At 46.3% G+C, this 26,623-nt stretch carries 13 protein-coding genes; 7 read left to right on the plus strand and 6 right to left on the minus strand.

Annotated elements, in window-relative coordinates; genetic code table 11:
• Window positions 1–358: 358 nt before the first annotated feature.
• Window positions 359–5,863 carry a PAS domain S-box protein gene (locus tag QUA50_RS11425; RefSeq protein ID WP_333264260.1) on the minus strand — a complete coding sequence of 1,835 codons (5,505 nt, stop codon included), beginning with the start codon at window positions 5,861–5,863 and terminating at the stop codon, window positions 359–361.
• Between the two features lie 229 nt (window positions 5,864–6,092).
• On the opposite strand from QUA50_RS11425, the gene QUA50_RS11430 reads away from it, so the two are divergent.
• A complete protein-coding gene (locus QUA50_RS11430) occupies window positions 6,093–9,905 on the plus strand; it encodes a glycoside hydrolase family 2 TIM barrel-domain containing protein (RefSeq protein ID WP_333264257.1) in 3,813 nt (1,270 codons plus the stop codon).
• A gap of 51 nt (window positions 9,906–9,956) precedes the next feature.
• On the opposite strand, the gene QUA50_RS11435 is transcribed toward QUA50_RS11430, so the two are convergent.
• The 5 genes from QUA50_RS11435 to dnaK all read right to left on the minus strand — a co-directional run bounded on the left by QUA50_RS11435 (window position 9,957) and on the right by dnaK (window position 16,801).
• Window positions 9,957–10,202 (minus strand): HNH endonuclease, encoded by a 246-nt coding sequence (locus QUA50_RS11435; RefSeq protein ID WP_333264254.1) that lies wholly within the window; start codon window positions 10,200–10,202, stop codon window positions 9,957–9,959.
• Window positions 10,203–10,252: 50 nt separating this feature from the next.
• Window positions 10,253–10,441, minus strand: coding sequence for a hypothetical protein (locus tag QUA50_RS11440; RefSeq protein ID WP_333264251.1), 189 nt, complete (start codon window positions 10,439–10,441; stop codon window positions 10,253–10,255).
• Between the two features lie 38 nt (window positions 10,442–10,479).
• Complete coding sequence (locus QUA50_RS11445) at window positions 10,480–12,915, minus strand: dynamin-like GTPase family protein (protein ID WP_333264249.1); 2,436 nt, start codon at window positions 12,913–12,915, stop codon at window positions 10,480–10,482.
• Between the two features lie 534 nt (window positions 12,916–13,449).
• On the minus strand, window positions 13,450–14,556 hold the full coding sequence (locus QUA50_RS11450) for a J domain-containing protein (RefSeq protein WP_333264246.1): 1,107 nt from the start codon (window positions 14,554–14,556) through the stop codon (window positions 13,450–13,452).
• Window positions 14,557–14,680: 124 nt separating this feature from the next.
• Complete coding sequence (gene dnaK, locus QUA50_RS11455) at window positions 14,681–16,801, minus strand: molecular chaperone DnaK (protein ID WP_333264241.1); 2,121 nt, start codon at window positions 16,799–16,801, stop codon at window positions 14,681–14,683.
• A 55-nt stretch (window positions 16,802–16,856) separates the two neighbouring features.
• Between dnaK and QUA50_RS11460 the strand changes: the two genes are divergently transcribed.
• The 6 genes from QUA50_RS11460 to QUA50_RS11485 all read left to right on the plus strand — a co-directional run bounded on the left by QUA50_RS11460 (window position 16,857) and on the right by QUA50_RS11485 (window position 26,460).
• Window positions 16,857–16,997 (plus strand): hypothetical protein, encoded by a 141-nt coding sequence (locus QUA50_RS11460; RefSeq protein ID WP_333264238.1) that lies wholly within the window; start codon window positions 16,857–16,859, stop codon window positions 16,995–16,997.
• Between the two features lie 431 nt (window positions 16,998–17,428).
• On the plus strand, window positions 17,429–17,683 hold the full coding sequence (locus QUA50_RS11465) for a hypothetical protein (protein WP_333264236.1): 255 nt from the start codon (window positions 17,429–17,431) through the stop codon (window positions 17,681–17,683).
• Entirely contained in the window at window positions 17,680–18,090 is a 411-nt protein-coding gene (gene vapC, locus QUA50_RS11470; protein WP_333264233.1) for a type II toxin-antitoxin system tRNA(fMet)-specific endonuclease VapC, read from the plus strand. The genes QUA50_RS11465 and vapC overlap by 4 nt, the downstream gene beginning before the upstream one ends.
• A gap of 75 nt (window positions 18,091–18,165) precedes the next feature.
• Window positions 18,166–18,978 carry a Uma2 family endonuclease gene (locus QUA50_RS11475; protein WP_333264230.1) on the plus strand — a complete coding sequence of 271 codons (813 nt, stop codon included), beginning with the start codon at window positions 18,166–18,168 and terminating at the stop codon, window positions 18,976–18,978.
• A 158-nt stretch (window positions 18,979–19,136) separates the two neighbouring features.
• A complete protein-coding gene (locus QUA50_RS11480; protein ID WP_333264227.1) occupies window positions 19,137–22,529 on the plus strand; it encodes a helicase-related protein in 3,393 nt (1,130 codons plus the stop codon).
• A gap of 481 nt (window positions 22,530–23,010) precedes the next feature.
• Window positions 23,011–26,460, plus strand: coding sequence for an Eco57I restriction-modification methylase domain-containing protein (locus QUA50_RS11485; protein ID WP_333264224.1), 3,450 nt, complete (start codon window positions 23,011–23,013; stop codon window positions 26,458–26,460).
• The last annotated feature ends 163 nt before the right edge of the window (window positions 26,461–26,623 follow it).

A 26,623-nucleotide genomic window follows, 5' to 3' on the forward strand; every position in this document is an offset into this window, starting at 1 on the left:
CTGCCTATCTTTTTTTACCACAAGTTGGCTCAATCCTTACTAGCTATGGGTTTGGGGTGGGTTGTCACCCCCCCAGGTAGCATCTATGATGTCGCACCATTCCTGTGGAACCTGTAGGGGCGGGTTCACCAATAGCTTGAAAAGTTGCAAACAGGTTAAATAAACCCGCCCCAACCTACCCAAAAACCCCTTATTGACGGCCGGTGCAACATCTCAGATAGCCAGCGGGGACGGGTTTATGAGATTGTAGATTATGGGCAATTATTATTGGTGAACCCGCCCCTACAAGATTTAACATCATACAAATCGGAATCAAACGGAAATGATATTATTTGTGTGTTCGTCGCACCCGATCGCCCTAATGCCAATTTGTTAACCGGGCTAACACGGTGGCGAAGAGAGCCGGTTCGATCGGCTTTGCTAAGTGTTCGTTGTAACCAGCGGCGATCGCCCGATCGCGGTCTTGTTCGCTAGCATAAGCAGTCAGCGCCACGGCCGGCAAGCGCTTGATTTTGTCGGATGTGGACGATCGCACTTTGCGGATCAGCGAGTAGCCGTCCTCAACGGGCATACCGATATCGCTGACTAAAATATCCGGCGGCGACTGCTGCAAAATGTCGATCGCCTCTGCAGCCGTTGCCACCGCAGTCGCAGTCGCCCCCCACTGTTCGAGGGCAACAATCAAAAACTCGCGGTTGTCGGGTTCGTCGTCAACTACCAACACCTTTAAACCAGCCAAAATACCCGGAGGCTTGGGATGGGATTGCCTTTCTCCTCTCGGCTGCGCCTTCTTACTCCGAGGTTGTTTGAGTGGCAGTGTCACCGTAAATGTCGCACCCTTGTCTTTACCGGGACTTTCGGCAGTCACAGTGCCCCCGTGGAGTTGCACCAAGTGTTCGACGATCGCCAATCCCAGTCCCAAACCGCTCTCAGCCTTAGTTTTCGAGGCGTCTGCTTGGCGGAAGCGATCGAACACGTAGGGCAGAAACTCAGCAGGAATGCCCTTTCCGGTATCGCTGACAGTAATTTGCACGTAATTGGGTGATGAAGAATCGCTAACAGCCACCGCAGACAAGCGCAGTTGCACATTCCCCCCCGAAGGCGTAAACTTCACGGCGTTACTCAGCAAATTCCAGACTACCTGCTGCAACCTCTGGGCGTCGCCCCACATCAAGCTGACTGCGGGGTCAAGTTCTAACGAAATGGTGACAGACTTGGCCTCGGCTGCCAAACGAACTGAATTATTAGCCGCCTCGATCGTCCTTACCATGTGGAACCAGCCGGGTTTCAGAGTCAGCTTGCCTTGAATAATCCGGGAAACGTCGAGCAAATCTTCCACTAGCTGAATCTGCACCTTCGACTGACGCTCGATGGCTTCCAAACCCGAAGCTAATTTATCTTCGTTGTAGGGGTGGGCGCGCAGGATCTGCGCCCACCCCTGAATCACATTTAAAGGCGTTCGCAATTCGTGGGAAAGAGAGTCTAGAAACTCGTCTTTCCGGCGGCTGATAGCTTCTGCTTCCGCCCGCGCGGCTTGTTCGCGTTCGAGCAACTGAGCGCGCCCGGCCTCGACAAGCTTGCGATCGCTGATGTCGGCGACGATCGACATACAGTTGATATTGCCGTTGCTGTCGCGGACTGGAGTTGCCCACAAACTGATGTCGATCGAGCTGCCGTCTTTCCTTTGGCGTTGGGTTTCCATGCCGGATATCGCGTTTCCTTCGCGAATTTTTTGCAAATTAGCCGTGAATTCCTTCCGCTTGTCTGCGGGAACGCTGGGCACAAATTGACCTACCGCTTCTGATTCATGCCAGCCAAAAATCCTCTCTGCTGCTGGGTTCCACATTTTCACAGTGCCGTCGTCGCAGTCCAAAACGGTAATTCCTAGGGGACAAGCCTGAATCAAGGCTTCTAAAGTTTGATTGATGTGCGATCGCGCTGCTTCTGCTTCTTTGCGATCGGTGATATCGACGTTCACCCCGATCATCCGCAAAGGCAAACCCCGATCGTCCTGAAACACCTTCGCCCTGCAAGCAATCCAGCCCACGCTTTTGTCGGGGCGGCAAATGCGGAACTCAATGTTTAATTCATCCCCGGAAGCCCCCGCAGCTTTTACCTGTTGTTCGGTAACAGCGCGATCGTCTGGATGCACCATTTGGGCCCAACTTTGATAGCTGTCGATACCGCCTGCAGGCAGCCCGTACAAAGCCTCTAACTCCGGCGTACAGGCGACTTCGTTGGTTTGGATGTTCAATTCAAAACTTCCGATTTTGCCTGCTTGCTGAGCGATTTGCAGCCGTTCTTGATTCTTTTTGAGTTCTGCTTCCACCCGCGAGATTTCGGTCAAGTCGATGTAGAATGCGACGATCGTCTCTGGTTCGCGGTTGTCCGCGCACAGAGTGGTTCCGCCCATCAGAATCGGCACGCGGCTGCCATCTTTGCGGATGTACTCTTTCTTGAAAGGAGTTGAGACTCCCTGAACCCGGAGTTCTTGGGCCGCTAAGGCGTCGAGGTACAAGTATTCGGGGGGGGTCATCCTGTCCCACCGCATTTGACCGGAGAGCAAGTCTGAGCGGGTGTAGCCGACCATGTTGAGCAGGGATTGGTTGGCGTAGGCGATGCGGCCGCTAAAATCGCCGATCGCAACTCCAAAAATATTTGACTCGAACAGCCGCCGGAATATGGCTTCGCTTTGCTGCATTACCCGTTTTGCTTGGTTGCGATCGGTAATTTCGGCAATCACGGTGCTGACTCCCAGCAGTGTTCCTGATTCATCGCTCACTGGGTAAAAGCTGATTTGCCAATCCCGCAAAACTCCCGGCTGTTGCTTGGTTTCTGCCTTAATTTCCAAGTCGAGTACGGGGGTTTGCGTCGCCAGCACTTGGCGGTAAATTCGCTCTACAATATCGGCCATTTCGGGAATTACTTCTCTAACGGTGCGCCCGATGTGGTCTCGGATCGGTCGGCCGTCGATCGCAGCGAGGCATTCGTTCAGGCGGATGTAGCGCAAATTGGTATCGACAAAGCACAGCCCGACTGGTGTGGTCTTGTACACTAAGTCTAGTTCTGCTAGTTGGCGGCGAATGCGTATTTCGTTTTCTCGAAGTTGATTTTGGGCTTGTTTGCGATCGGTGATATCTAGTACGAAGAATGCTCCTTTGTCTGTGCATCCTTGGAAGTTTCCGCCCCCGACTAAAACTGGGAAGCGCGTGCCGTCTTTGCGGAGGTATTCTTTTTCAAAAGGCGCGCAACTTCCTGATGCTTCGACTTGCGCGAGGGCGATGCGATCGAGTTCTAGATATTCCGGCGCCGTTAGTTCTAGCCAGCGGATCTGTCCCGAAACTAAGTCTTCCCTCGTATATCCGATCATTTCCAGCAAGGCGTCGTTAGCGTCAGTAACTTCGCCGCTGGCATCCCAGAAACCGATGCCGATCATGTTAGATTCTACCACACTGCGGAAGCGCATTTCGCTTTCCCGCAAAGCTAATTCTGTTTGTTTTGCTGCGGTAATATCTGTGATAATTATGCCGACTCCGATTATTTCTCCCCTTTCATTTTTCACTGGGTAGTAGTTGGCTACCCAGTAACCGAAGTATCCCGGTTTTCCATCAGGTTCGCCGCTAAGTTCTAAGTTTAAAACAGGCTGACCGGTTTCTAAAACTTGCTGAATTACCCGAGCAAATTTGGCGGCAGATTCTGGCAACAATTTCCGAAAGTCTTGACCGAGATGCTGTTCTATCGGCAAACCGTTGAGTTCTGCTAATACTTGATTGATACGGATGAAGCGCATTTCGCTATCGAGAAAGCCAATCGCTAAGGGAGATGCTTCTAACAGCGAGTCAATTAAGGCAAAGGATTGCGATGTTTGAGAAAGTGCTTGCTGCGCTTCTGTGTAAAGTCTGGCGTTGTCTAGGGCGATCGCCACGCGATATGCTAAATCTTCTAGCATTGCCATGTCTTCTGCATTGTAGCGGCGGCCCAACTTTGAGGTAAAGCAAGTAATGGAACCCATTACCCGCCCGCGAGCTCTCAGCGGTACGCAAGCGTGAGATCCGATATTGAGCGAGCGAAGTATTTCCAATTCTGCTGCATTTTCGGCTCCTGCTGCTAAAATCTCCTCATCCACTTCGGCAATTAATTCGGATTGGCCGCAGCGGATTACCAGCGGATAGCCATTGACAGCATTTTCGGCGCTCAAACTGCGGATGCTGAAGTTATTAATAGTCTCAACTGTGGAGGGTTCTGCGTGAGCCACAGCGACTAGACGCACTTTTGACCCCGTTTCGGTCAAATGAATGCAGCACCCATCCGCGATCGAATTTATTGCTAATTCTGCTACCTTTTGCAGCACCGTTTCCCCGTCAAACGCATCCGCCAGCATTTTGCTGACTTCTGCTAAAAATGCCGAGCGCTGCTGTTCTATTTCCGCTTTTTCTCTCGCTGTTTGCTCAATTGTTAACTGCAATCTTTGAGTTTCTGCAAGTTTTATTTCTGTGATATCGCGGGCGACAATTAAGGCAGATTCTGGTACGCCGTCTTTGTCAAATTCGGGAACTACGCGGGATTGATAGGTTCTGATGCCGTTGGTTGAGAAGACCTGAAATTCGATAATTTCTTCTTGGCCTGTTTCTAACACTTTGTGCAGAGTTTCATCCCACATCTGGCACACTTCCGGCGGCATTCCTATTTCTTGACTGGTTTTACCCAGGAAGAATGAAATTGGTTTTCCTTGGCTTCTTGCAACGGCTTGATTGACATAAATATAACGCAGCTCTTTGTCAGTGCGGATAATTACATCCGGCGTATTTTCTAGCAGCGTTCTCAGTTGCTGTTCGCTGCTTGCCAAAGCTGCTTGCGCTTGTTGTCTTTCCGTGACATCTCTCACCGTGCCCACGTATCCGATGAGTTGGCCGGAGTCGGAGAACATCGGCGATGAACAAACGTTAATCCAGCGCACAATCCCCTCTGGTGTTTGCAGGCGATACTCGATCGCATATTCCCCGCCTTGCCGAGTATAATCCAGCCATCGGCTCAATACGCGATCGCTGTCTTCCGGGTGAATGCACTTCTCCCAACCGTCTCCTAAAAGTTGTGCCAAACTCAACCCGCAAATAGCCTGACAGCGTGGGTTTGCATAGGTGTAGCGCCCCTCAAAATCTGCAAGAAAAATGCCCGCAGGCGAACAGGAACTCAAACAGCGAAATCGTTCTTCTTGAGCTTGTAGCGCTTCTTTAGCTACTGTCAGTTCTGCTGTGCGTTCTTTGACGCGAGTTTCTAGGTTAGTGTAGGATAAAGCTAGGGCTATTTCCGCTTTTTGGCGGTCAGTAATATCGATGCCAGTTCCTATCACATATTCTACCAAACCATCGCCGTCTAAAGTCACAGTGTTACACCAAGAAATTAAGCGCTTGTCCCCATTTTTGGTTCGCCAATAATTTTGATACTCGCTGTTAAAATTTTCTACTTTTAACTGTCTAAAAATTGTTTTTACTGGCTCTACTTCTTCGGAGATTAAGAAGACATCCCAAACACATTTATTCAGCACTTCTGCTGTCGAGTAGCCTGTAGTTTTTTCGCAAGCTTGGTTAAAGCGGACAATCCGTCCTTGGTTGTCTAGGACTACAATTAAGCAAGCCGTCGTGTCAATTACTTTGGAAATAATATTACGTTCAATTTCTAGTTCTTGTTCTGCGAACTTTAAGCCAGCATACCAAGCGATAACCGCAGCGGCAAAAAGTAAGATTGCAGGAACTTCCTCGAAGAAAAAAAGTAACACAGTTGTCAGCAGTAAAGCCGTGCCGACACTAAATGTAGCAATACTGTAAGATTTAATGGGTAAGGGCAAGACCTGAAACCGACTCATTTTGGTTGACCTGTAGCGATGGCGCGATCGCACTATTGCCTATGTCGATGAAACAACCTGGTTAAAACTTAGTTAAAACTAAGTATTTATTTTTTCTATACAGAACCACATTTGTTGGCTCTGTGCCATCTTCCCAGAGACAGATTGGCAGGGGGATTTCTGCTGAATCAACTGCTATCATAGATCGAGGGACAAATTAGATAATCTAATTTCTGGGAGCAATAAACGAGTGAATCACAAGCTGGTCAAAATTATCGGATTATTTTTCGCAGCAGCCACCCTCTTTGGATTTGTCGGTTATGCGCTTCAAAATCCCAACTTCGCCAGCAGCTCAGCGATATCGATCGGCTTCCCCAATCTTACCACCGCGGCCGCCGGGGCGATCGACAACAAACGATCCCAAATCTATCTCAACGGAACTTGGCAATTTGTCCCCGCAGTTGGCAACCCCCAAAACCCCCCCGTCTCCCCAAATTGGGGTTCCATCTGGGTGCCTGGAGACTGGCAAAAAGAAAACAACGAATCCGTACCCGGAATCATCACTCGCGGCAGCGGCAAAGATTGGGAAAACTTCAACAGCAAACAACTATCAAAAGCTTGGTATCAGAGAAAAATAGACATTCCCGGCGACTGGACAAACCGCCGAATTTTTCTCGACTTAGCCAGAGTTAGCACCGATGCAGTCATCTTTGTCAACGGCATTAACTGCGGTCAAATCCCCTGGCCCTACGGCACTATTGAAATTACCAAAGCAGCCAAACCAGGTCAAAACACCCTATCTATTTTAGTGGTGGCAGTATCCGATGAAAAGGAAAAAGCCGTCATCATGGGCCCCACAGAAATCTACACAGAAAAATCCCAGTTGCAATCGCGGGGAATCATCGGCGAAGTACGGCTTCTGAGCCTTCCTCCAGGCCCGCTAATTAGAGACGTATTCGTCCAAACTTCCACCCGAAAAAAGCAAGTTAAATTAGATGTTGAACTCAAAGACGTTGCCCAAACCGGTCAAGTAGAAATAATAGCGCAAATGCTGGACGACAAAGGCAAAGTAGAACAAAAATTTACAGGCACTGCCAACGTTAAAGCTAAACCTATTCAAACCCTACAACTTCAGTGGAATTGGCCAAATCCCCGTCTTTGGGATATCGGGCAACCCAACCTTTACACCCTGCAATTAGAAGTAAAAGGCAGCGGCATAGACACCCAATACTACCAACCTTTTGGCTTCCGCGAATTTTGGATAGAAGGGCGCAAATTTTTCTTAAATGGAACTGAATTTCGGCTGCGACCAAACTTGCACTCCGATACTTGGCAAGGCGGGACAGTAGAAGTTGCCGATAGCCTAATTGATGGCTACGTAAAAGCCGGTTTTAACATAACAGAAATGTGGCCTTGGAATCACGACGAACGCGGTAGGTGGCACTTCCGAGAGTTATTTTCCGAAAGAGCAGACCTCAAAGGTTTTCCCATTATGGCTCCAGCTTTAGACATTAGTCCTATCGCTTGGAACGGCAAGTGGAAGAACCCCCTGTGGAACAACCGCTGGAAAGACCGAATGGTCACTGAAATGCGCCGCTACCGCAATCATCCATCAGTATTAATGTGGGCGACAAGTCCTAATTTTTTCGGCCACGCTGACGACCAAAATCCCCGTCGCATCGGCAAAAGAAAAGTAGAAGGAACTCTCAGTCCCTGGGACACCCCCCGTTTGCGGGTCAACACTCCCCTAGGTAATGACGCTATAGCTGCGATTAAATCCGCTGACCCCACCAGACCTGTGATGGTACACCAAGGCGCCCACTTCGGCGATGTTTATGCGCTGAATTCTTATTTAAATATGATTCCCTTGCAAGAACGAGAAGAGTGGATTTCTGAGTGGAGCAAAACCGGGGAAATGCCCTACATCGTAGTCGAGTTTGGGACGCCGCTGTTCACTACAATGATGCGGAACCGCAACGGTTTCGGTCAGGTGATTCTCAGCGAACCTTGGATGACAGAGTTTGCCGCCATTTATTTTGGCAAGCAGGCTTACGAGTTGGAAACTGCCGCTTATAAAGCTAAAATTCGCGAGCAATTTGTCAAGGGTCAGGAGTATCAAAACTGGCATTTAAAAAAAGAGTTAGATTTTGCCCCAGCTTTTCAAAAGTTGCAGCATTTATTCAGTACAAATACTTGGCGGAGTTGGCGGACTTGGGGAATTTCTGGGGGGATGATTCCTTGGAGTGACGGACATGGTTGGGAACTTTCCGAAGCTGGCAGAAAAAAGGTGGATATTGGAGCATTTCAACCGGGTCGCCGGGGAGTTTATTTGAAGCAAGTCTCGAATAATCTTTTGAATTATTTGCAGCCAGAAGCTTACACTGTTCATCCTGGAGGCGAGGCAATTATGAAGAATAATAGCTCGACTTTGGCTTGGATTGCTGGTGCTAGCCCGGTTTTTACTGCGAAAGATCGCAATTTGTTTGTGGGCGGGAAACTGGCAAAGCAAGTAGTGTTAATTAACGATATGCGGACGCCGCAAGAATTTTCGTTTAATTGGCGGGTTTTGGTGGGGGGAAAAGAAGTAAAAAAAGGCGAGCAAAAAGGGAAAATTAACCCGGCAGGAACGCTGTTTTTCCCAATAGAGGTAAATTTGCCAAATACCATTTCTAGCAAGGCTGACGGCGAAATTCGCTTGACTGCGCGAGTGGGCGACCGATCGCACTCTGATACATTTGCTTTCCGCGTTTTTGCCAAGCAAGCCAAAAGCAAGGATACGCTGACAATCTTCGACCCAGCGGGCAAAACATCGGCAATGTTAAAACAATTAGGTTATCAGCTTGTACCGTGGAATGGTTCGCAAGTTTCATCGCTATTAGTTATCGGTAGGGAAGCATTTTCTAGCGGGGAAAATTTGCCGGGAAGTTTAGAAAATTTTGTGCGAAACGGCGGCAAAGTAATGGTGTTTCCTCAGCCCAGGGAATGGCTGGAAAATACGGGTTTCCGGGTGGCACGCCATGTCAGCCGCCGCGTTTATCCAGTTGACAGCAACCATCCCGCAATTAGCGGTTTAGACAGTGAAGATTTGCGGGATTGGGCGGGGGAAAGCACGCTGCTTGAAGCTTATCCAGATACGATCCAAAGTGGCCCTAATTTGAGTCCGGCAAATAAACCTTGGTACGGCTGGCGTTGGGGAAATCGCGGCGGTGTCAGTAGCGCTTCAATTGAGAAACCGCACCGCAGCGGTTGGCGTCCAATTTTGGAATCTGAGTTTGATTTAGCTTATTCGCCGCTGATGGAATTGGATTACGGAAAAGGGCGGCTGATTTTAAACGAGTTGGATTTGGAAGACCATTATTCTGTAGATGCTGGGGCGGCGCAGTTACTGCAACAAATAGTGAGTTACGGGATAAATTCTCCGGTACTTGGAAAGCCGGATCAAGTGGTTTTAATTGGGGGAGATGGAGATGCCCAAAAGTTGGACAGTTTGGGGGTAATTTATCAGCGCGCTAGTTCGCTTTCTAATGATGTTGGTTTGGTGATTGTGGGGAGAGAAGCGAATCTAAAAGATGCAGATTTGCGCGGTTATTTGAATGCTGGCGGAAAGGCGTTTTTCTTGCCGCGTCAAGTTCCCGCTGCGGGTTTGGACGTGGGTTTGCAGCAAGCGCAGGATTTTGGAGGTTCGCTGGCGGTTCCGAGTTGGGATGAGGTGAAGGGGGTTAGCGCTTCAGATTTGCGATCGCGCTCTTTTTATGATACTTGGTTGATTAAGTCTGGGGGAGAAATCGGCGCTTACGGTTTGTTAAGTCGGGTAAAAGTTGGCAAGGGTGTGGCGATTTTTTCTCAGATTGAACCGGACAGTTTGAATGCGGATACTAAGACTTATTTGCGTTTTACTCGCTGGCGGCAAACCAGGGCAAATGCTCAGATTTTGGCTAATTTAGGGGCAAGTTTTAAGGCGGATAGTTCTGTGTTTAACGGTTCGAGTCGGGAGTTTTATCACTGGGATTACAGAACGGATTTTGAGAATGGGGACGATCCTTATCGGTATTATCGATGGTAGGATTTTTTAACCGCAGATTAACGCGGATTAACGCGGATTTTAGGGATGGTATTACAGGTCAAAATGTCGGCGGAAGCGCGGGTCTAGTTTGTCGGTTTTCTTTTGGTTGCAGGTGGCGCAGAGGGTTTGCAAGTTGCTGATGTCGTTGCTGCCGCCGCGCGCTAGGGGGATGATATGATCGATCGACAGTTGGGTTTCTTGTTTGGTTTTGCCGCAGCTTTGGCACTGGTATTTATTGCGGGTGAATACATATTTTCTGACTTCTGGGGGAATGGGGATTCTAGGGGTTTTAGACATGATTATTTTTAACCGCAGATGAACGCGAATTAACGCGGATGTTGGATGGATTAGTCGGCAAATAGTTCGTCATAAATGTCATTTTCCGCACTCAGCCAATCTTGATAAGCTTGGGATGCAAGCATCGGTTGAACAGATTCTTTCCCTGTTTTCAATAACAGCGCTAGGTTGAGAAGTGTTGCTAACTTATCATCTGGAAGTTGCTGGATTATTGTTAGAATTTTTTGGCGAATTTTCATAGGATTAAAGTCGCTATTTGTTGGCTATTATAGCACACTCATTCACCCTCCACCGCAACGCTATCATTTTGTCCAATTACAGGTAACAAATGCTCGTGCAACTTCATCGCCTGCAAACAACTATTAATCCCAGAAACCGCCCGATCGTACTCTTGAATCTTTTGCTCATTCTCAGCTTGCCGCCCCAGATTCCCAGCAATCTTTTCCTCCGCCTCCTGTGCCAAAGTTTGCTCCAAATAATCGCGGGCTTGACTGTATTTCTGCAAAATATCATCAGCTTGCTTTTGGGCCAGCGGCAACAAATGCTCTTTCAGGGTTTGGTTGACAGTTTGGCGGAAAGTTTGCCGAATAGTTCTAGATACTTTCGGCTCAAAATCTAGCCGCAATAATTGTCTAATTGCTGGTTGGGCGTCCACCATATTTTCGCAGTCGAAACCTTGAGAAGTTTGCTGCAATGTTTCCCGGAATTGATAAATTGAAAATGTGCCTTCGTCGTAAAAACGAGGACTTTCTCGCACGTAGCGATCGCACTCAACGCCCGCCGCATTTACCAAAGCATCAGAAACCCGCTTTGACAACTCCTCTAACTGCTGTTCAATGCCCCCATCATTCCCCAACAACCGATAGAGTAATCGATAGTATTCCGACTTGCGAACGCTATCTTTCAAATACTGGAAATAATTATCAACCAGTGACTTAGTAGCCTCTACTAAAATATCTTCCAACTGATTCGCTAAATAATAAAGCGCTTCAACTAATACAGCAATTAAAGGTGCTGTCGCATTGCGGGGATGATTCCGCAAAGTGCGCCCGTAAGCCGCCTCAACAGAAAATCCGTCTAACAATTCATCCAAGCGCCGGATCATCCGAGATTGCAGTTGGCGAAAGTCTATATCGAAAATATCGCATCTGTTCATAATCATTTCATTGACTTCTTCGGCGATATGTTCCCGAAAATCCTGTCCGACTTGCTGCAATTCTTGATTTAGTCGCAAAAGTTCCTGTGCTTTCATTGCTTCAATTTCGCGGGGCTGGCTGTCCAAATTCCGCTGAATTGTTTGGTAATGTTTCCGCAGTTGAATGCACAAATCTTCTAAATCGTCAGCTAAATTTTTGAACAGTTGCGGGCGTTTTTCTTCGGTGAGGTAACGGGTGATGGCTGTGCGAAAATCTTCGATCCCGCTATCTTGAATTAATTGAGCAATTAATGGTTGTCCTTGTTCTGCAAGAATCCGCACGTAGTTTTCATTTGGTGTTTCGTAGCTGTTCACTGAAATGCGAAATCTGCTTGGAGATAGCTTGCCGGAATTCGCACAGTAGCGATTAAATTCACTAACAAATTGCGGAGTCTCTTCACTATTACCGAAAAATTCTGAATCTAATTTATCATCTCCAGAAACTCGCCCTTGGCTGGTGGAAAATATTGTATTTAAACCAAAGCGATCGCGCCCTGTGGTACTTTTAATCAAACTCCCGTAAAATCCCAACAATCCGCTAGTTTTATAAACTCTCGCAGTATCGCGAAAGTCGGAATTAATCAGATTTTCTAAGCGCTGTCGGAGTTGCGTGTTGTACCAAGTTTCGTCGATGCGGTTGAAAATGTAAAACAGCCGATCGCGAATTCCCGGATTTCCCCGTGTTTTTTCCATCAACTCGGTTTCTTCCGTCGTCATTTCCCCAGACGAAGCTGCTTTCAAAACGCAGACAACTGCCGAAGTATCGGGGCTTTCAATCTTATCGTAAGTCAATTCTGCATCCCGCTGCACCGGCGCATCAATTCCCGGCGTATCGATAATAATATTGCCATCTTCCAGCAAGGGATGATAACAGTAATATTCCACTCGTTTGAGTACAGCACTGTTGCTACCGCGACGGGCATAACTAGCAGCTTCCTTGAGATTGGAAAAGTTAAACTGTTCCATCGAGTAGGTAGCGTTGTCGAGAGTTTGGATGCGATCGCGATTTGCCTCAAAACCTTCTAACAGCAGCATCAAAGCCTTAGCTTTTTTTGCTGTCTCGGATTTATTTTCGCCGCCTTCCTTTTCAATAATTATGTTACATCCCTGAGACAACAGCGACACTACATCTGTTTGATTAATATTAAGTTCAGTAGCTAAACCTAACTGATGGCAAAGCACAGAAGCTTGCTGGCTAATCTCAAACTCGCTCAAAAAAGTGAGAACAACGCGCTCTTTATCTGGCTCAGCAAAGGCGATATAACATTCCGTACCTGTCGCGTGTCCTTCAGCACTGTAGAGCAATTCCCGCTCCAGCAAAGCATTAATTAACATTGATTTTCCCGCACTGAAAGCGCCCGCAAACACAATTTCAAACTCAGGAGAAATTGCTTTTTTCAGAGAAGCTTGTACCGCCGTGATATCTTGTTGTCGCAAAGACGATTCCTGACGCAGCAGTTGCAGTAAAGATTCAACTTGCTCTTGCAGGTTGTTGCATTGAGGGGGCATTTGAGTCATCGGGGCAGACTGCTCCTGATTGTGGGAAAATTACCTTATTGTTAATTCTCTGCTAGTTCAGGAATAATCACAACAGTAATTTTACTTATGCGATCCGGGATTGCTGAAAGTGCGATCCTCTTCGAGGGCTGCGCTAACGGCTATTCTGGCGACAAATCCTATCGTTTACGGTTGTTTGGGAATTATTAAACCGCAGAGGCCGCAGAGGGCGCTGAGGAAGAGAAGAGAGAGATGAATAATTGCTATACCTACGGATTTGTTATTATCTATTTACAGCCAACTGGCTAAATCTGATATGTCAGTAAAATTTAGCCAAGCATCTCCTAATTTTTCGTAAACAATTAGTAGTAATATCATGTCCGGTCGAGCGAGATCGATTTTTGTAGGGGCCCGTGAGCCAACAATACCGGCCAATAATTGACTATCTCAAAAACCCGCCCCGACCGGGATATTATTGTTAATCGAGCTGACATGATATAAGGCGCGCATTATTGCGCCCCTACAAAATTAAACTGGCCCATTGCTTACTATACATTAAACCGACAAATTTTGACGCGGTTTAAAAGTCTCAACCTGCCGCAATTTTTCGTATAATTCCCGTTCCTCTTCACTAATTTCTGTGGGAATTAACACCTGAATTTCTACTAATTGATCGCCCCGATCGCCATTTCCTGTCGGATAGCCTTTGTTAGCCAGCCGCAACCGCTTTCCAGAGGTTACTCCAGGCGGCAATTTCATCTTTACCAGGCCATCCAGCGTTGGCACTTCAATATCTCCCCCCAACACCGCTTCGCTGGGACTCAGTGGCAATTCGCAGCAAATATCCGACATTTCCAATCGAAAAAATGGATGGGGAGAAACTGTGATTTTCAAATATAAATCTCCGCCGCCCATACCTTGATTTCGCAAGCGAATCCGCTGGCCTGATACCATAGCAGGAGGCAGAGTCACCTCGATCGCTCGCCCGTCTTCCAGACGAATTCGCTCGGTACCGCCCGAATAAGCCCTTTCCAAAGGCAGAGTCAGCCTGGCCTCAATGTCTCTTCTGGGTTCCCGATCGACTGTTTCCCGTCGGATTTCGCGATCGACTGTTTCCCGTCGCATTTCCCGATCGACTGTTTCCCGTCGCATTTCGCGATCGTCAAAATCCCTTCTAGGTGGGCGAGAATTAGCAACATAACTCGTTTTCTTAGAAGCCGTATTCCACGGTTCAGAGGAGGCTACTCCCGGTGCATCATTCGCTGTCGCCATCCTCACTTCTCGGCGCCTTCCGAGCACTTGGTCGAGAAATTTATTAAAATCTGAGTAATCGCTAAAATCGACATCTTCGCCCGGTTTTTTCCGGGTCGTTTTAGTATTTCCCCAAGTTTTGAAATTGGGAAGTCGCACCCCTTGCTTTCCTTGAAATCCCTTTTGTTTCCAAAATTTACTAAATTGATCGTATTGAGTTCGCTTGTCGATGTCGGAAAGAATATCGTAAGCTTCATTAATATCCTTAAACCTATCTTCAGCAGATTTATCCCCCGGATTCACGTCAGGGTGCAACTGTCTGGCTAGCCGTCGATAGGCTTTCTTAATCTCATCAGCCGTGGCATCTTTGGGCACTCCCAAAATTAGATAGTAATTGCGAAAATTCTGCATAGTTAGTCATTAGTCATTAGTTTTTAGTCATTAGTTATTAATTATTAGTCATTAGTCATTAGTCATGCTGCTTCCCTGCTTCAAACTAGGGACTAATGACTAGGGACTAATGACTAACCACTAATTACAGCCAATCGTCGTCATCATCCCAATCATCGCTTTGATTTTGATAAGGGCGAGTGGGGCGATTAGCACTGCTTCTACGATCGCCCATTCGATCGCCCATTCGATCGCCCATTCGATCGCCCATTCGATCGCCCATTCGATCGTACGAACGATCGTAGGGGCGATCGGGAATTGGATCGACAGTCGATCGCCTGTACGGTTTAGCATTGGTATAATAGCTGCTGTCATCGCTGCGCCGCTTAGTACCGTCGCCCGTAAAAGTCCGCTTCACAGACTCAAAGAAATCATCATCATCGTCATCCATCGCAAACGCGGAAACTTCCCGGCTCAAATCGTAAAGAGCATCTTGCAAATCCGAACCAACTTGGTCAACTCCCCGCTCATCGTTGCGTTCCAAACTGTCTCGCAATTCCCGAATTAAAGTTTCAATTCGCTGGCGGCTTCTTTGAGCAAACTGCATTCCGCGATCGAGCGCAACTTCTCGCAACTGCCGCTCAGCTTGATAAGCTAAAGCTTCAGCGCGATTGCGTTTTTCTACCCTTTCCCGCTGCAACTTATCAGCTTGAGCAAACTGTTCCGCATCGCGAATCATTTGATTCACTTCCTGCTGACTCAGCGTCGAAGCACCTTGCACAGTAATGCTTTGTTCCCGGCCGGTAGTTTTGTCCAAAGCAGTCACCAACAGCATCCCGTTAGCATCAATATCAAAAGCTACTTGCACCTGCGGAATCCCTCGCGGTGCCGGCGGAATTCCAGTTAGTTTAAACCGTCCCAAAGACTTATTATCTCTGCCTAATTCCCGTTCCCCTTGGATTACGTGAATTTCTACCACAGTTTGGTTGTTTTCAGCAGTAGAAAAAATGTCCGATCGCCTGACGGGAATAGTAGTATTCCGAGGAATCAGTTTTTTCATCACCCCGCCGATAGTTTCCAAACCCAGCGACAGCGGCGTCACGTCCAACAACAGCACATCGCGGACATCCCCACCCAAAATACCCGCTTGAATTGCCGCACCCACCGCCACAACTTCATCTGGATTCACATTTTGATTCGGTTCTCGATCGATCAGGTTGCGAACAACTTCCTGCACCAAAGGAATGCGAGTCGAACCGCCGACCAGCACAACTTCATCAATGCGAGAAGGACTCAAACTTGCATCAGCCAAAGCTTGTTTCACCGGCCGCCGCAGCCGCTGCACCAAATCCGTGCACAGCCCCTCAAATTGACCGCGAGTCAAGCGCGTTTCCAGATGCAAAGGCCCGTCTTCGTTCGCATCGATAAACGGCAAATTAATCTCCGTGACACCGACTCCCGACAGCTCAATCTTGGCTTTTTCTGCCGCTTCGATCAATCGCTGCAAAGCTTGGCGATTTTTCCGCAGATCGATTCCTTCTTTTTCTAAGAATTGATCTGCCAACCAATCAACAATTTTGGAGTCAAAATCATTGCCGCCCAATTGAGTGTCGCCGCTAGTTGCTTTGACTTCAAATACTCCATCTCCCACGTCTAAAATCGACACATCAAAAGTACCGCCGCCCAAATCAAACACTAAAATAGTTTGACTTTCTCGCCTCTCCAAACCGTAAGCCAAAGAAGCCGCCGTCGGCTCATTTAAAATCCGTTTGACTTCAAGTCCAGCAATTCGTCCCGCATCCCGCGTCGCCTGCCGCTGCGAGTCGTTGAAATAAGCGGGAACAGTAATTACAGCCCCCGTCACCTCTTGTCCCAGATAGCGGCTGGCTTCATCGGCCAGTTTCCGCAAAACCATCGCCGAAATTTCCTCTGGGGCAAAATCTTTTTTCAGGCGGGGACACTTGATTTTGATGTTCCCGTTTTCGTCGCGGCGAGTTGTGTAAGGGACGCGCTTTGCTTCTGGAGTCAGTTCGGTATATTTGCGTCCGATGTACCGCTTGACGGCGTAAAAGGTGTTTTGCGGGTTGAGAACAGTCTGGCGTCGGGCCATCTGTCCCACCAGGCGTTCTCCTTCCTTTGTGAAAGCGACTACCGAGGGAGTTGTCCGCATCCCTTCTGCATTGGCAATCACAACCGGTTTGCCGCCTTCCATGACGGCTACTACTGAGTTTGTTGTTCCGAGGTCAATGCCAACTACTTTACCCATGCGTCTGTTGTCTCCTGTGGCGTTGTGTGTAACTTTTTCAATATAAGCGTTAAGTATGATTGCACTTATTGTACCGCGTCGAGAAGCGGGGGCTGCAGGGGGATTGCCTCACCTGCGGTTCAGGTTGCTGGGTGTGGTTGGGTGCGATCGACCTTTTTTCGATACGGTTTGGCGCAGCAACCGAGAAGCAAATTGATTAGAACTCATATCTTGCACCATTCTCAAGAACAGGCTTTTCGGCCTGTTCCACAAGAACATTGAATTTTTGTGGAACAGGCCGAAAAGCCTGTTCATAAAAGCATAATTGATAATGGTGCAAGATATCAGTTAGAATGGAGAGCAAAAGTTATACCTATCATTAACAGAGAGGTAGCCTGAATGACCGGATTAGAAGTATTGCAGTCAGTTGAGTTTCTCAAGATAAAAGACCAAGCAGTTAAAGATAAATGGGATGAAGATTGAGGTTATTACAAGTAGGAAATACGCACGGGTGGTCAGAAACCGGGTTTTTTTACGAAAATCTTTCGCACTCACCCACAGATTCGGTAAAAAACCCGGTTTCTTGGGCATAGATGCGTAAGTCCTGACAAGATTAATTTTCACTACAAACTTAAGGAGACAAGAGTTATGCAAAGTATTAAAGTACGATCGCGCGTCGGATCAGACGGGATGTTGCATTTGCAAGTCCCGGTTGGGATAAAAGATACAGATTTAGAAGTTATTGTAGTTTTCCAGCGCATAGCACCAGCAACTGAGGCTAAAAAACCGGAAGATTTAGGCTGGTCGCCCGGTTTTTTTGAGACAGTAATAGGAAGTTGGGAAGGAGAACCGCTTGTTCGTCCCGATCAGTTGGAATATGAAATCCGGGAAGAATTGCTGTGATTTATCTTTTAGACACCAATACTTGCATCCGTTTGTTAAATCCAGACCGCAACTCATCGGTATCTCGCCGACTAGCAATGATTCGGTCAGGTGATGTAGCAATATGCTCTGTAGTTAAAGCAGAACTTTACTGGGGTGCTTTTAAAAGTTCTCGTCAAGATAGCAATCTAGCTAGACTAGAACGTTTTTTCAATGAGTTTGTAAGTTTGCCTTTTGATGACCAGTCTGCCCTAATTTACGGTCAAATTCGCGCTCAACTAGCTGCATCTGGAACACCAATTGGCCCTAATGACCTCTTGATTGCCTCTATTGCTATTGCCAACAACCTCATTCTTGTAACTCACAATACCCGCGAGTTCAGCCGCGTTGAGGGTTTGCGTCTGGAGGATTGGGAGATAGAGGCATGAGTTAGATGTATCGAGTTCGCCTCTAATCAAAATCAAAAGCTCGATCGCAAAAACACCTACAATCCAAATAAAACTATGAAATTCACCTTAGATATAGAAAACAATCCCGCAGGCTGGCCGGATCACACTCAATTACCAGAATCCGACGGTACTTTTGTGAAAAACTTTCAAGAACATCCCCAAAGCATCCTGCTAACAGATTCAATTACTCCCGTTTTGCAGAGAATTCACGCTGACGGTAACTACTGTATCGGTCAAGACAGCGGCATTTATTGGCGATTAACTGAGCCGCTAGAACGGGGTGCAGAAGCGCCCGATTGGTTCTACGTGCCCAATGTCCCGCCCGCACTAGACGGTCAATTGCGCCGTTATTATGTGATGTGGCAAGAGTTTGTAGCACCGTTAATCGTATTAGAATTTGTTTCGGGAAATGGTGCAGAAGAACGGGATAGAACGCCTTTGTTGCGGACTGAAAAACAGGAAACTAAACCAGGAAAATTCTGGGTTTATGAAAATGCGATCCGTCCCGCATTTTATGGAATTTATGAAGTCAGAAAAGCTAGCGTTGAAGTCTACAGTCTGATTCAAAATAGATATGAATTAGTCGCAGCAAACGATCGCGGTCATTATCCGATTCCACAGTTAGGAGTGGAATTGGGAATTTGGCAAGGTACTTATCAAAATGTTGAGTTACCTTGGTTGCGCTGGTGGGATAGTCAAGGGAATCTGTTGTTATCGGGGGCTGAAAGAGCCCAACAAGAGCGGGAAAGAGCCGATCGCGAACAGGAAAGAGCTCAACAAGAGCGACAAAGAGCCGATCGCGCCCAACACCAATTAGAGCAATTGCGCGCTCAATTGCGATCGGCTGGAATTGAACCGGAATTGTGAATTGGAGTGCATCTCAATTTGGGAAGGGCGCGGGGGCAAAAAACCCGGTTTCTGCGTGAATATTTGTAGAAATAATCGACAATTTTTGGAAGAAACCGGGTTTTTTTCGTAAGTCCTAAAGAAGTCGGGTATCTAATAATCATCACAGAGGAAACCAAGTGCCGCGCATTTTTGACAACATCGAACAATCGCTGCTACCCGCATTGCGAGACACCATTAAACTCTCCTATCGGGCAGATTTTTGCGTTGGCTATTTCAATCTCAGAGGATGGCGGAGAATTGGCGATTTAATCGAAGCATACGTGGGAAATCAAGGAGCCTGCTGCCGCCTTTTGGTGGGAATGCAAAGTTTGCCCTCCGATGAATTGAATGCTAGTTTTAGCCTGATTTCCCATCACCGGGGGATTGACAATAATGCCATTATTCGGCTCAAAAAACGGATGGCTGAGGAATTTCGCCAGCAGTTGACAATAGGATCTCCGAGTGATATCGACGAGCAGGGCTTACGCAGGTTGAGCTATCAGATTAAAACCGGAAAAGTTATTGTTAAATTATTTCTAGCTTATCCCCTGCACGCTAAGCTGTATCTCGTTCACCGTCACGATCCAAACAGCCCAATTGTAGGTTTTTTGGGTAGCAGCAATCTGACTTTATCGGGACTGTCAAAACAAGGGGAATTGAATATTGATATTTTAGATTTTGATGCTTGTAATAAGTTGCAAAAATGGTTTGACGATCGCTGGGAAGAATACGGCTGTGTTGATATTTCCAAAGAACTTGCAGAAATTATCGATCGCAGTTGGGCGAGATCCGAACTAATTCCACCTTATCACATCTATCTCAACATTGTCTATCATTTGTCCCGCGAGGCGATCGCAGGTATTGCTGAGTTCCAGATTCCCCGCGCTTTTAAGGGTTTATTTAAATTTCAAGAAGAAGCCGTTAAGCTAGCCGCCCGTCACATTACCAGACGGGGAGGCGTGATTATTGGCGACGTTGTAGGCTTGGGTAAAACTTTAGTCGGTACGGCTATTGCCAAAATTTTACAAGAAGATTGTCTCTTGGAAACACTGATTATTTGTCCCAAAAACTTGGTAAAAATGTGGCAAGAGTATGCAGACAAATATCGCCTGCTTGCAAAAGTCTTATCCATCAGTCTGGTACAGCAAGAATTGCCAGAATTGCGCCGCTATCGAGTTGTGTTAATTGATGAAAGTCACAACCTCAGAAACCGCGAAGGCAAGCGATATCGCGCGATTCAAGAATATATTGCCATCAACGAAAGTAAATGTATTTTGCTTTCAGCAACTCCCTACAACAAAACCTATTTAGATTTATCTTCTCAGTTGCGGCTGTTTATTCCTGAAGACCAAAATTTAGGATTGCGGCCCGAAGCTTTGCTCAATCAATTGGGCGGAGGCAGTCAAGGAGAGTTAGAATTTATGAAGCGGCATCAATGTTCCGTGCGCTCTTTAGCTGCTTTTGAAAAAAGCGAACATCCCGACGATTGGCGAGATTTGATGAAGCGCTACATGGTGAGGCGAACTCGCTCGTTTATCAAAGAAAATTATGCGGAAACTGATGCAGAGGACGATCGCAAATATCTAGAATTTGCCAATGGCACCCGTTCCTATTTTCCCTCGCGCCTTCCCAAAACCATTAAGTTTTCCTCGGAAAGTTCCACAACCAACTCCCAGCTTGACTTTGAGGAAATTGTCGAAGTCATCAACGCCCTAAATCTGCCCCGTTACGGGCTGGGAAATTACATCGCCAAAAAACCCAAACAACAGCCGACTGAAGCAGAGCAGCGACAGTTAAATGCCCTATTCCGTGGCGGTCGCCGGTTAATGGGATTTTCGCGGACAAATCTGTTTAAACGGCTAGAAAGCAGCGGCAGTGCCTTTATTCAGTCGATCGAGCGGCACATCCTGCGGAATTTTATCTATTTATGTGCGATCGACCAAAACTCCGATATCCCGATCGGCACTCAGGATGCAGAATTGTTAGATACCAGCAACAGCGATGAAGACGCTGATTCAGTAGTGATGAGCAGTTTTGATAGCGAAGAAACCGAAGACGATTCGGGCGAACTCTTAGATATCGAAGCCGAATTGCTGTTAAGCGAAAAGAGTTTTAAACAGCGCGCAGAAGTAGTTTATGGAGAATATAAAACCCGCTACCAGCGCAGGTTTAAATGGTTGAAAACAGACTTTTTTGATAGCAAGAAGTTAAAACGGGATTTGCTAGCAGATGCCCGCTGTTTAATTGAAGTATTGCAAACTTGCGGTGCATGGCATTCTCAACCCGATGAAAAATTAGCAGCTTTGGTGACATTGCTCGCAGAAACTCACCCGAATGAGAAGGTACTAATTTTTACTCAATTTGCCGATACAGTCCGCTATCTAACTGATAATTTAACCAAGCTAAATATTGCGGGAGTTGCAGCAGTCACAGGCAAATCAAAAGACCCCACCGAACTCACATTTCGGTTTAGTCCGACTAGCAACGGCAAGCGGGATAAAATCTCCCCAGAACAAGAATTGCGAATCTTAATTGCCACCGATATTCTGAGTGAAGGTCACAACTTGCAAGACAGTGCAATTATCGTTAATTATGACTTACCTTGGGCAATTATTCGCTTGATTCAGCGGGCGGGAAGAGTGGACAGAATCGGACAAACAGCCGATCGCATTTTGTGCTATTCTTTTTTGCCAGACGAAGGAGTCGATCGCATCATCAACCTGCGCGAAAGACTGCGCCGGCGGTTGCAAGAAAATGCCGAAGTTGTCGGAACCGACGAGACATTTTTTGAGGACGATTCACCGCAAGTAATTCTCGATATTTACAATGAAAAATCCGGGATTTTAGATGGCGAAGAAGATGCCGAAGTTGACTTAACATCGGAAGCTTTTCAAATTTGGAAAAATGCCACAGACAACAACCCAATTTTGAAAAAAACCATTGAGTCAATGCCCAATGTAGTTTATTCAACTCGCAATCACACTCCCGCACCCTTGCAGCCCGAAGGAGTTTTATTGTACATGAAAACCGCCGAGGGAAATGATTCATTAATTTGGGTCGATCGCGATGGCAATAGCGTCACTCAATCGCAACTCGGAATCTTAAGAATTGCCGCCTGCGACGAAGCGACACCAGCAATTCCCAGAGACAAACAGCATCACGAATTAGTCACAAAAGGTGCAGAGTTGATAGCAGAAGAAGAGCAAAATGCGGGCGGACAATTGGGCAGACCTTCCGGGGCAAGATTCCGCACCTATGAACGTTTGAAGAGTTACTTTAAGGAAATGAATGGTACAATATTTGCATCCGAGGAATTGTCAAAAGCAATCGATGAAATTTACCGCTATCCCCTGCGCCAGTCGGCAATTGACACGTTAAATCGGCAGTTAAAAAGCGGGATTGGCGATCGGGCATTAGCAGAATTAGTTGTAGGATTGAGAATGGACGATCGTTTTTGTATAGTCAGTGAAGATGGAGATAAGCGGGAACCAATGATTATTTGTTCTTTAGGCTTGTTCCAGGATGTATAATTCGACTACGCCAAGAAACCGGGTTTTTTCCGAGATTTAAGATTATCAACCAGTATTCTCGCAAAAACCCGGTTTCTGATTTCTCGACTACGCCAAGAAACCAGTATTCTCGCAAAAACCCGGTTTCTGATTTCTCGACTACCCCAAGAAACCGGGTTTTTTCCGAGATTCAAGATTATCAACCAGTATGCTGGAAAAAACCCGGTTTCTGATTTCTCGACTACGCCAAGAAACCGGGTTTTTTCCGAGATTTAAGGCTATCAACCAGTATGCTGGAAAAAACCCGGTTTCTGATTTCTCGACTACGCCAAGCAAGAAACCGGGTTTTTTCCTAGATTCAAGGCTATCAACCAGTATGCTGGAAAAAACCCGGTTTCTGATTTCTCGACTACGCCAAGAAACCGGGTTTTTTCCTAGATTCAAGGCTATCAACCAGTATGCTGGAAAAAACCCGGTTTCTGACTACCCGCGATCTAATATTATGCCACAAACACTCGAACAATCCCGCCAACTCCTCCAAGACTTTGAATTCAACAAACTATTCGTCCAAAAACTCGGTTGGGATAATCCATCTTCCCGCAAAACCCTACCTGTAGAAATAGAAGGCGAGACTTATTCCCAAACAGCCATCGCCCAACTTAATGGAGTAGTTGTATATGAAATTACCAGCGCTAGCGGAAATATCCCCAACAGCCCCGAAAGACTGGCAATTTATCGCGAAATCGTCCAAATTTCCGCCGAAAATCTGTTGATTTTTATTGATTCAAACCGCACCAAATGTCTCTGGTATTGGGTGAAGCGCGAAGGTACAAAACTTTATCCCCGCGACCACGTATACGTGAAACGGGAACCCTGCGATTTGCTGCTGAGTAAAGTTACAGCTTTAAAAGTTGATTTAGAAGAATTAGAAAAGCTTTCGGTGATTGATGTCGCCCAAAAATTGCAGGCTGGGTTGGATGTCGAACAAGTTACTAAGAAGTTTTTTGAAGAGTTTAAACAGCAACACGTTGAATTTTTGAATGTGATTCGCGGCATTGACAAAGAAACAGACAGGCGCTGGTATACTTCGGTTTTACTCAACCGCTTGATGTTTGTTTATTTTTTGCAGCGCAAAGGGTTTATCGACAGCGGCAAAATCCTGTATTTGCAGGAAAAGTTAGCCGAAAGCAAGCAGCGGGGAACCGATTTGTTTTACTCGGAATTCTTGAAAACACTGTTTTTTGAGGGATTTGCTAAGCCACAACACGAACGAACTTCTGAGGCTGAAATGCTTATCGGCGATGTTAAATATTTGAATGGCGGACTGTTTCTAGAACATCCCATAGAACAAAATTATCCGAATATTGCTATACCCGATGCTGCTTTTGAGAAAATCTTCGATTTATTTGGCCGCTATTCTTGGAATCTCGACGATACGGTGGGTGGGAAGGAAAACGAAATTAATCCGGCGGTTTTGGGATACATCTTTGAGAAATACATCAACCAAAAAGCCTTTGGCGCTTATTATACCAGGCCGGAGATTACTGAATATTTGTGCGATCGCACAATCAACAAACTCATCCTCGATAGAGTTAATGAGGGCGGGCACGGGGGCACCGCCCCTACCTTTGAAACCATCACCGAACTCCTCACCAATCTCGACGCAAATCTCTGCCGCCGCCTGCTAGAAGAAATCCTCCCAAACCTCACATTATTAGACCCAGCCTGCGGTTCCGGCGCGTTTTTAGTCGCAGCGATGAAAACGCTGATTTACATCTATTCAACAATTATCGGTACAAGCAAGTTTTTAACCGACCATCATCTCAACGACTTACTAAAAACCATCGAAAAAGAGCATACTTCACTCAACTATTATATCAAAAAAAAGATTATCAGCGACAACCTCTACGGCGTGGATATCATGCCCGAAGCAGTGGAAATTGCAAAATTGCGACTGTTTTTAGCCTTAGTTTCGGCCGCGCACGATGTCAGCGAATTGGAACCGCTGCCGAATATTGACTTTAACATTATGTCTGGCAATTCCTTAATTGGATTGATTCGCGTGGATGAGACTGGGTTTGATTCTGTAGGAGATTCGCTGCAAGGAAATCTGCTGCAAACTTTGGCTGCCAACAATTACAAAGCAATCTTAGCAGACAAAAATAAATCGGTAGATTTGTACAAAAAACACGCTTTTCAGTCCGGGGAACAGGAAGGAACTTCTCAAGAATCGCGCTTGTTAAATTTGCGGACTCACATCGAAAAGTTAAATCGAGAGTCGCAGGATAAATTGAATAAGTTATTGTTGGATGAGTTTAGTCAGCGCTTGGGAATTAAGTATGAAGAGGTGCAGTTAGCCGGGAAACCGAAGAAACGAGTTTTAACTATTGATGATATTGCCAATTTGCAACCGTTTCACTGGGGATATCACTTTGACAGAATTTTAGAACGCGGTGGATTTGATGCGATTATTACCAATCCACCTTGGGAAATATTTAAGCCAAATGCGAGAGAGTTTTTTGTGCAGCATAACGAACTAGCAAAAAAAAGCAAGATGGATATCAAAACTTTTGAAAAAGAGCAAAATAAAATTCTGCAAAATCCTGAAATTGCTGAAACTTGGTTAAAATATCAGAGTGAATTTCCTCATGTTAGTGCTTACTACCGTTCGGCAGAACAGTACAAAAATCAGATTTCAATTGTTAACGGTAAAAAGTCTGGCACTGATATTAACTTCTACAAGCTGTTTCTAGAACAATGTTTTAACCTCTTACGCCCGAATGGCGAGTGCGGCATCATCATTCCTTCTGGAGTTTATACGGATTTGGGAACCAAGCAACTGCGGGAAATGTTATTTGTGCAGACTGAGATTGATTCACTGTTTGGGTTGTCGAATGAAAGGTTTATTTTTGAAGGAGTGGATCACCGTTTCAAGTTTTGCTTGCTTACCTTTGAGAAAGGTAAAAGTACAGAGTCATTTCAAGCTGCTTTCCGCATCAATCCGCGAGAAGCGATTCGGGTGGACAAACTCGATACTTTTCTGAACAATCAAGATGAATGTATTGAGATTTCTGTTAATTTAATTCGTCGCTTGTCTCCCGATTCTCTGTCGGTGATGGAGTTTAAAAATGAGGGAGATATTCGGATTGCTGAGAAAATGCTGCAATTCCCTTTGCTGGGCGAACAGATTGAGGGGAAATGGAATCTGCGACTAACTGCGGAATTTCACATGACTAATGACAGTAATTTATTCAAGCAAGAACCAGGGAAAGGGAGACTGCCACTTTATGAAGGTAAAATGATTCATCAGTTTACTCATCTATACGCTGAATCGAGGTATTGGGTGGATGAAGCGGAAGCGAGAAAGGCTTTGTTGGGAAGGAATGGTGTAGATAACGGTCAAAAATTGGATTATCAGTGTTACCGTTTTGCATATCGTGCAATTGCTAGCAGCACAAATGCTCGAAGCCTTATTGGTACAATACTGCCTAAAAATGTTTTTTGTGGCAATTCTCTCAATATTGCATCCCCTCTTCAAGACAATCAGGATACACTATTCGTTAACGCTTTTTTGAACAGTTTTTGTATAGATTTTGCCTTGCGTCAAAAAGTGTCGTCAAACATTAATATGTTCTACATATATCAACTTCCTGTACCGCGATTAACAACTGGTGACAAATACTTCGCCGACATCGTACAGCGCGCCGCCAAACTGATCTGCACTGCCCCAGAATTTGACGAATTAGCCGCAGAAGTCGGCTTAAACTCCCACCGAGAAGGCGTTACCGATGAAACACAACGGGCTCAATTGCGAGCCGAATTAGACGGCATCATCGCCCACCTTTACGGATTAACCGAAACAGAATTTGCGTATATTTTGACTACTTTTCCCATCGTCCCCGAAGCCGTCAAAGAAGCAGCATTAGCGGCCTATCGCACCTTTGCGGCATAACCGGCGAACCTGAAATCATCCATTTCAGGACTTATGCACTCCAACCAAAGAAACCGGGTTTTTTACCGAATCTGCGGGTGAAAACCCAAGATTTTCGCAAAAACCCGGTTTCTGAACCGCAGTTTGTGGCAAAGAAACCGGGTTTTTTACCGAATCTGCGGGT

It is taken from the genome of Microcoleus sp. M2_D5 (genome assembly GCF_036701935.1).
Classification (GTDB): Bacteria; Cyanobacteriota; Cyanobacteriia; order Cyanobacteriales; family Microcoleaceae; genus Microcoleus.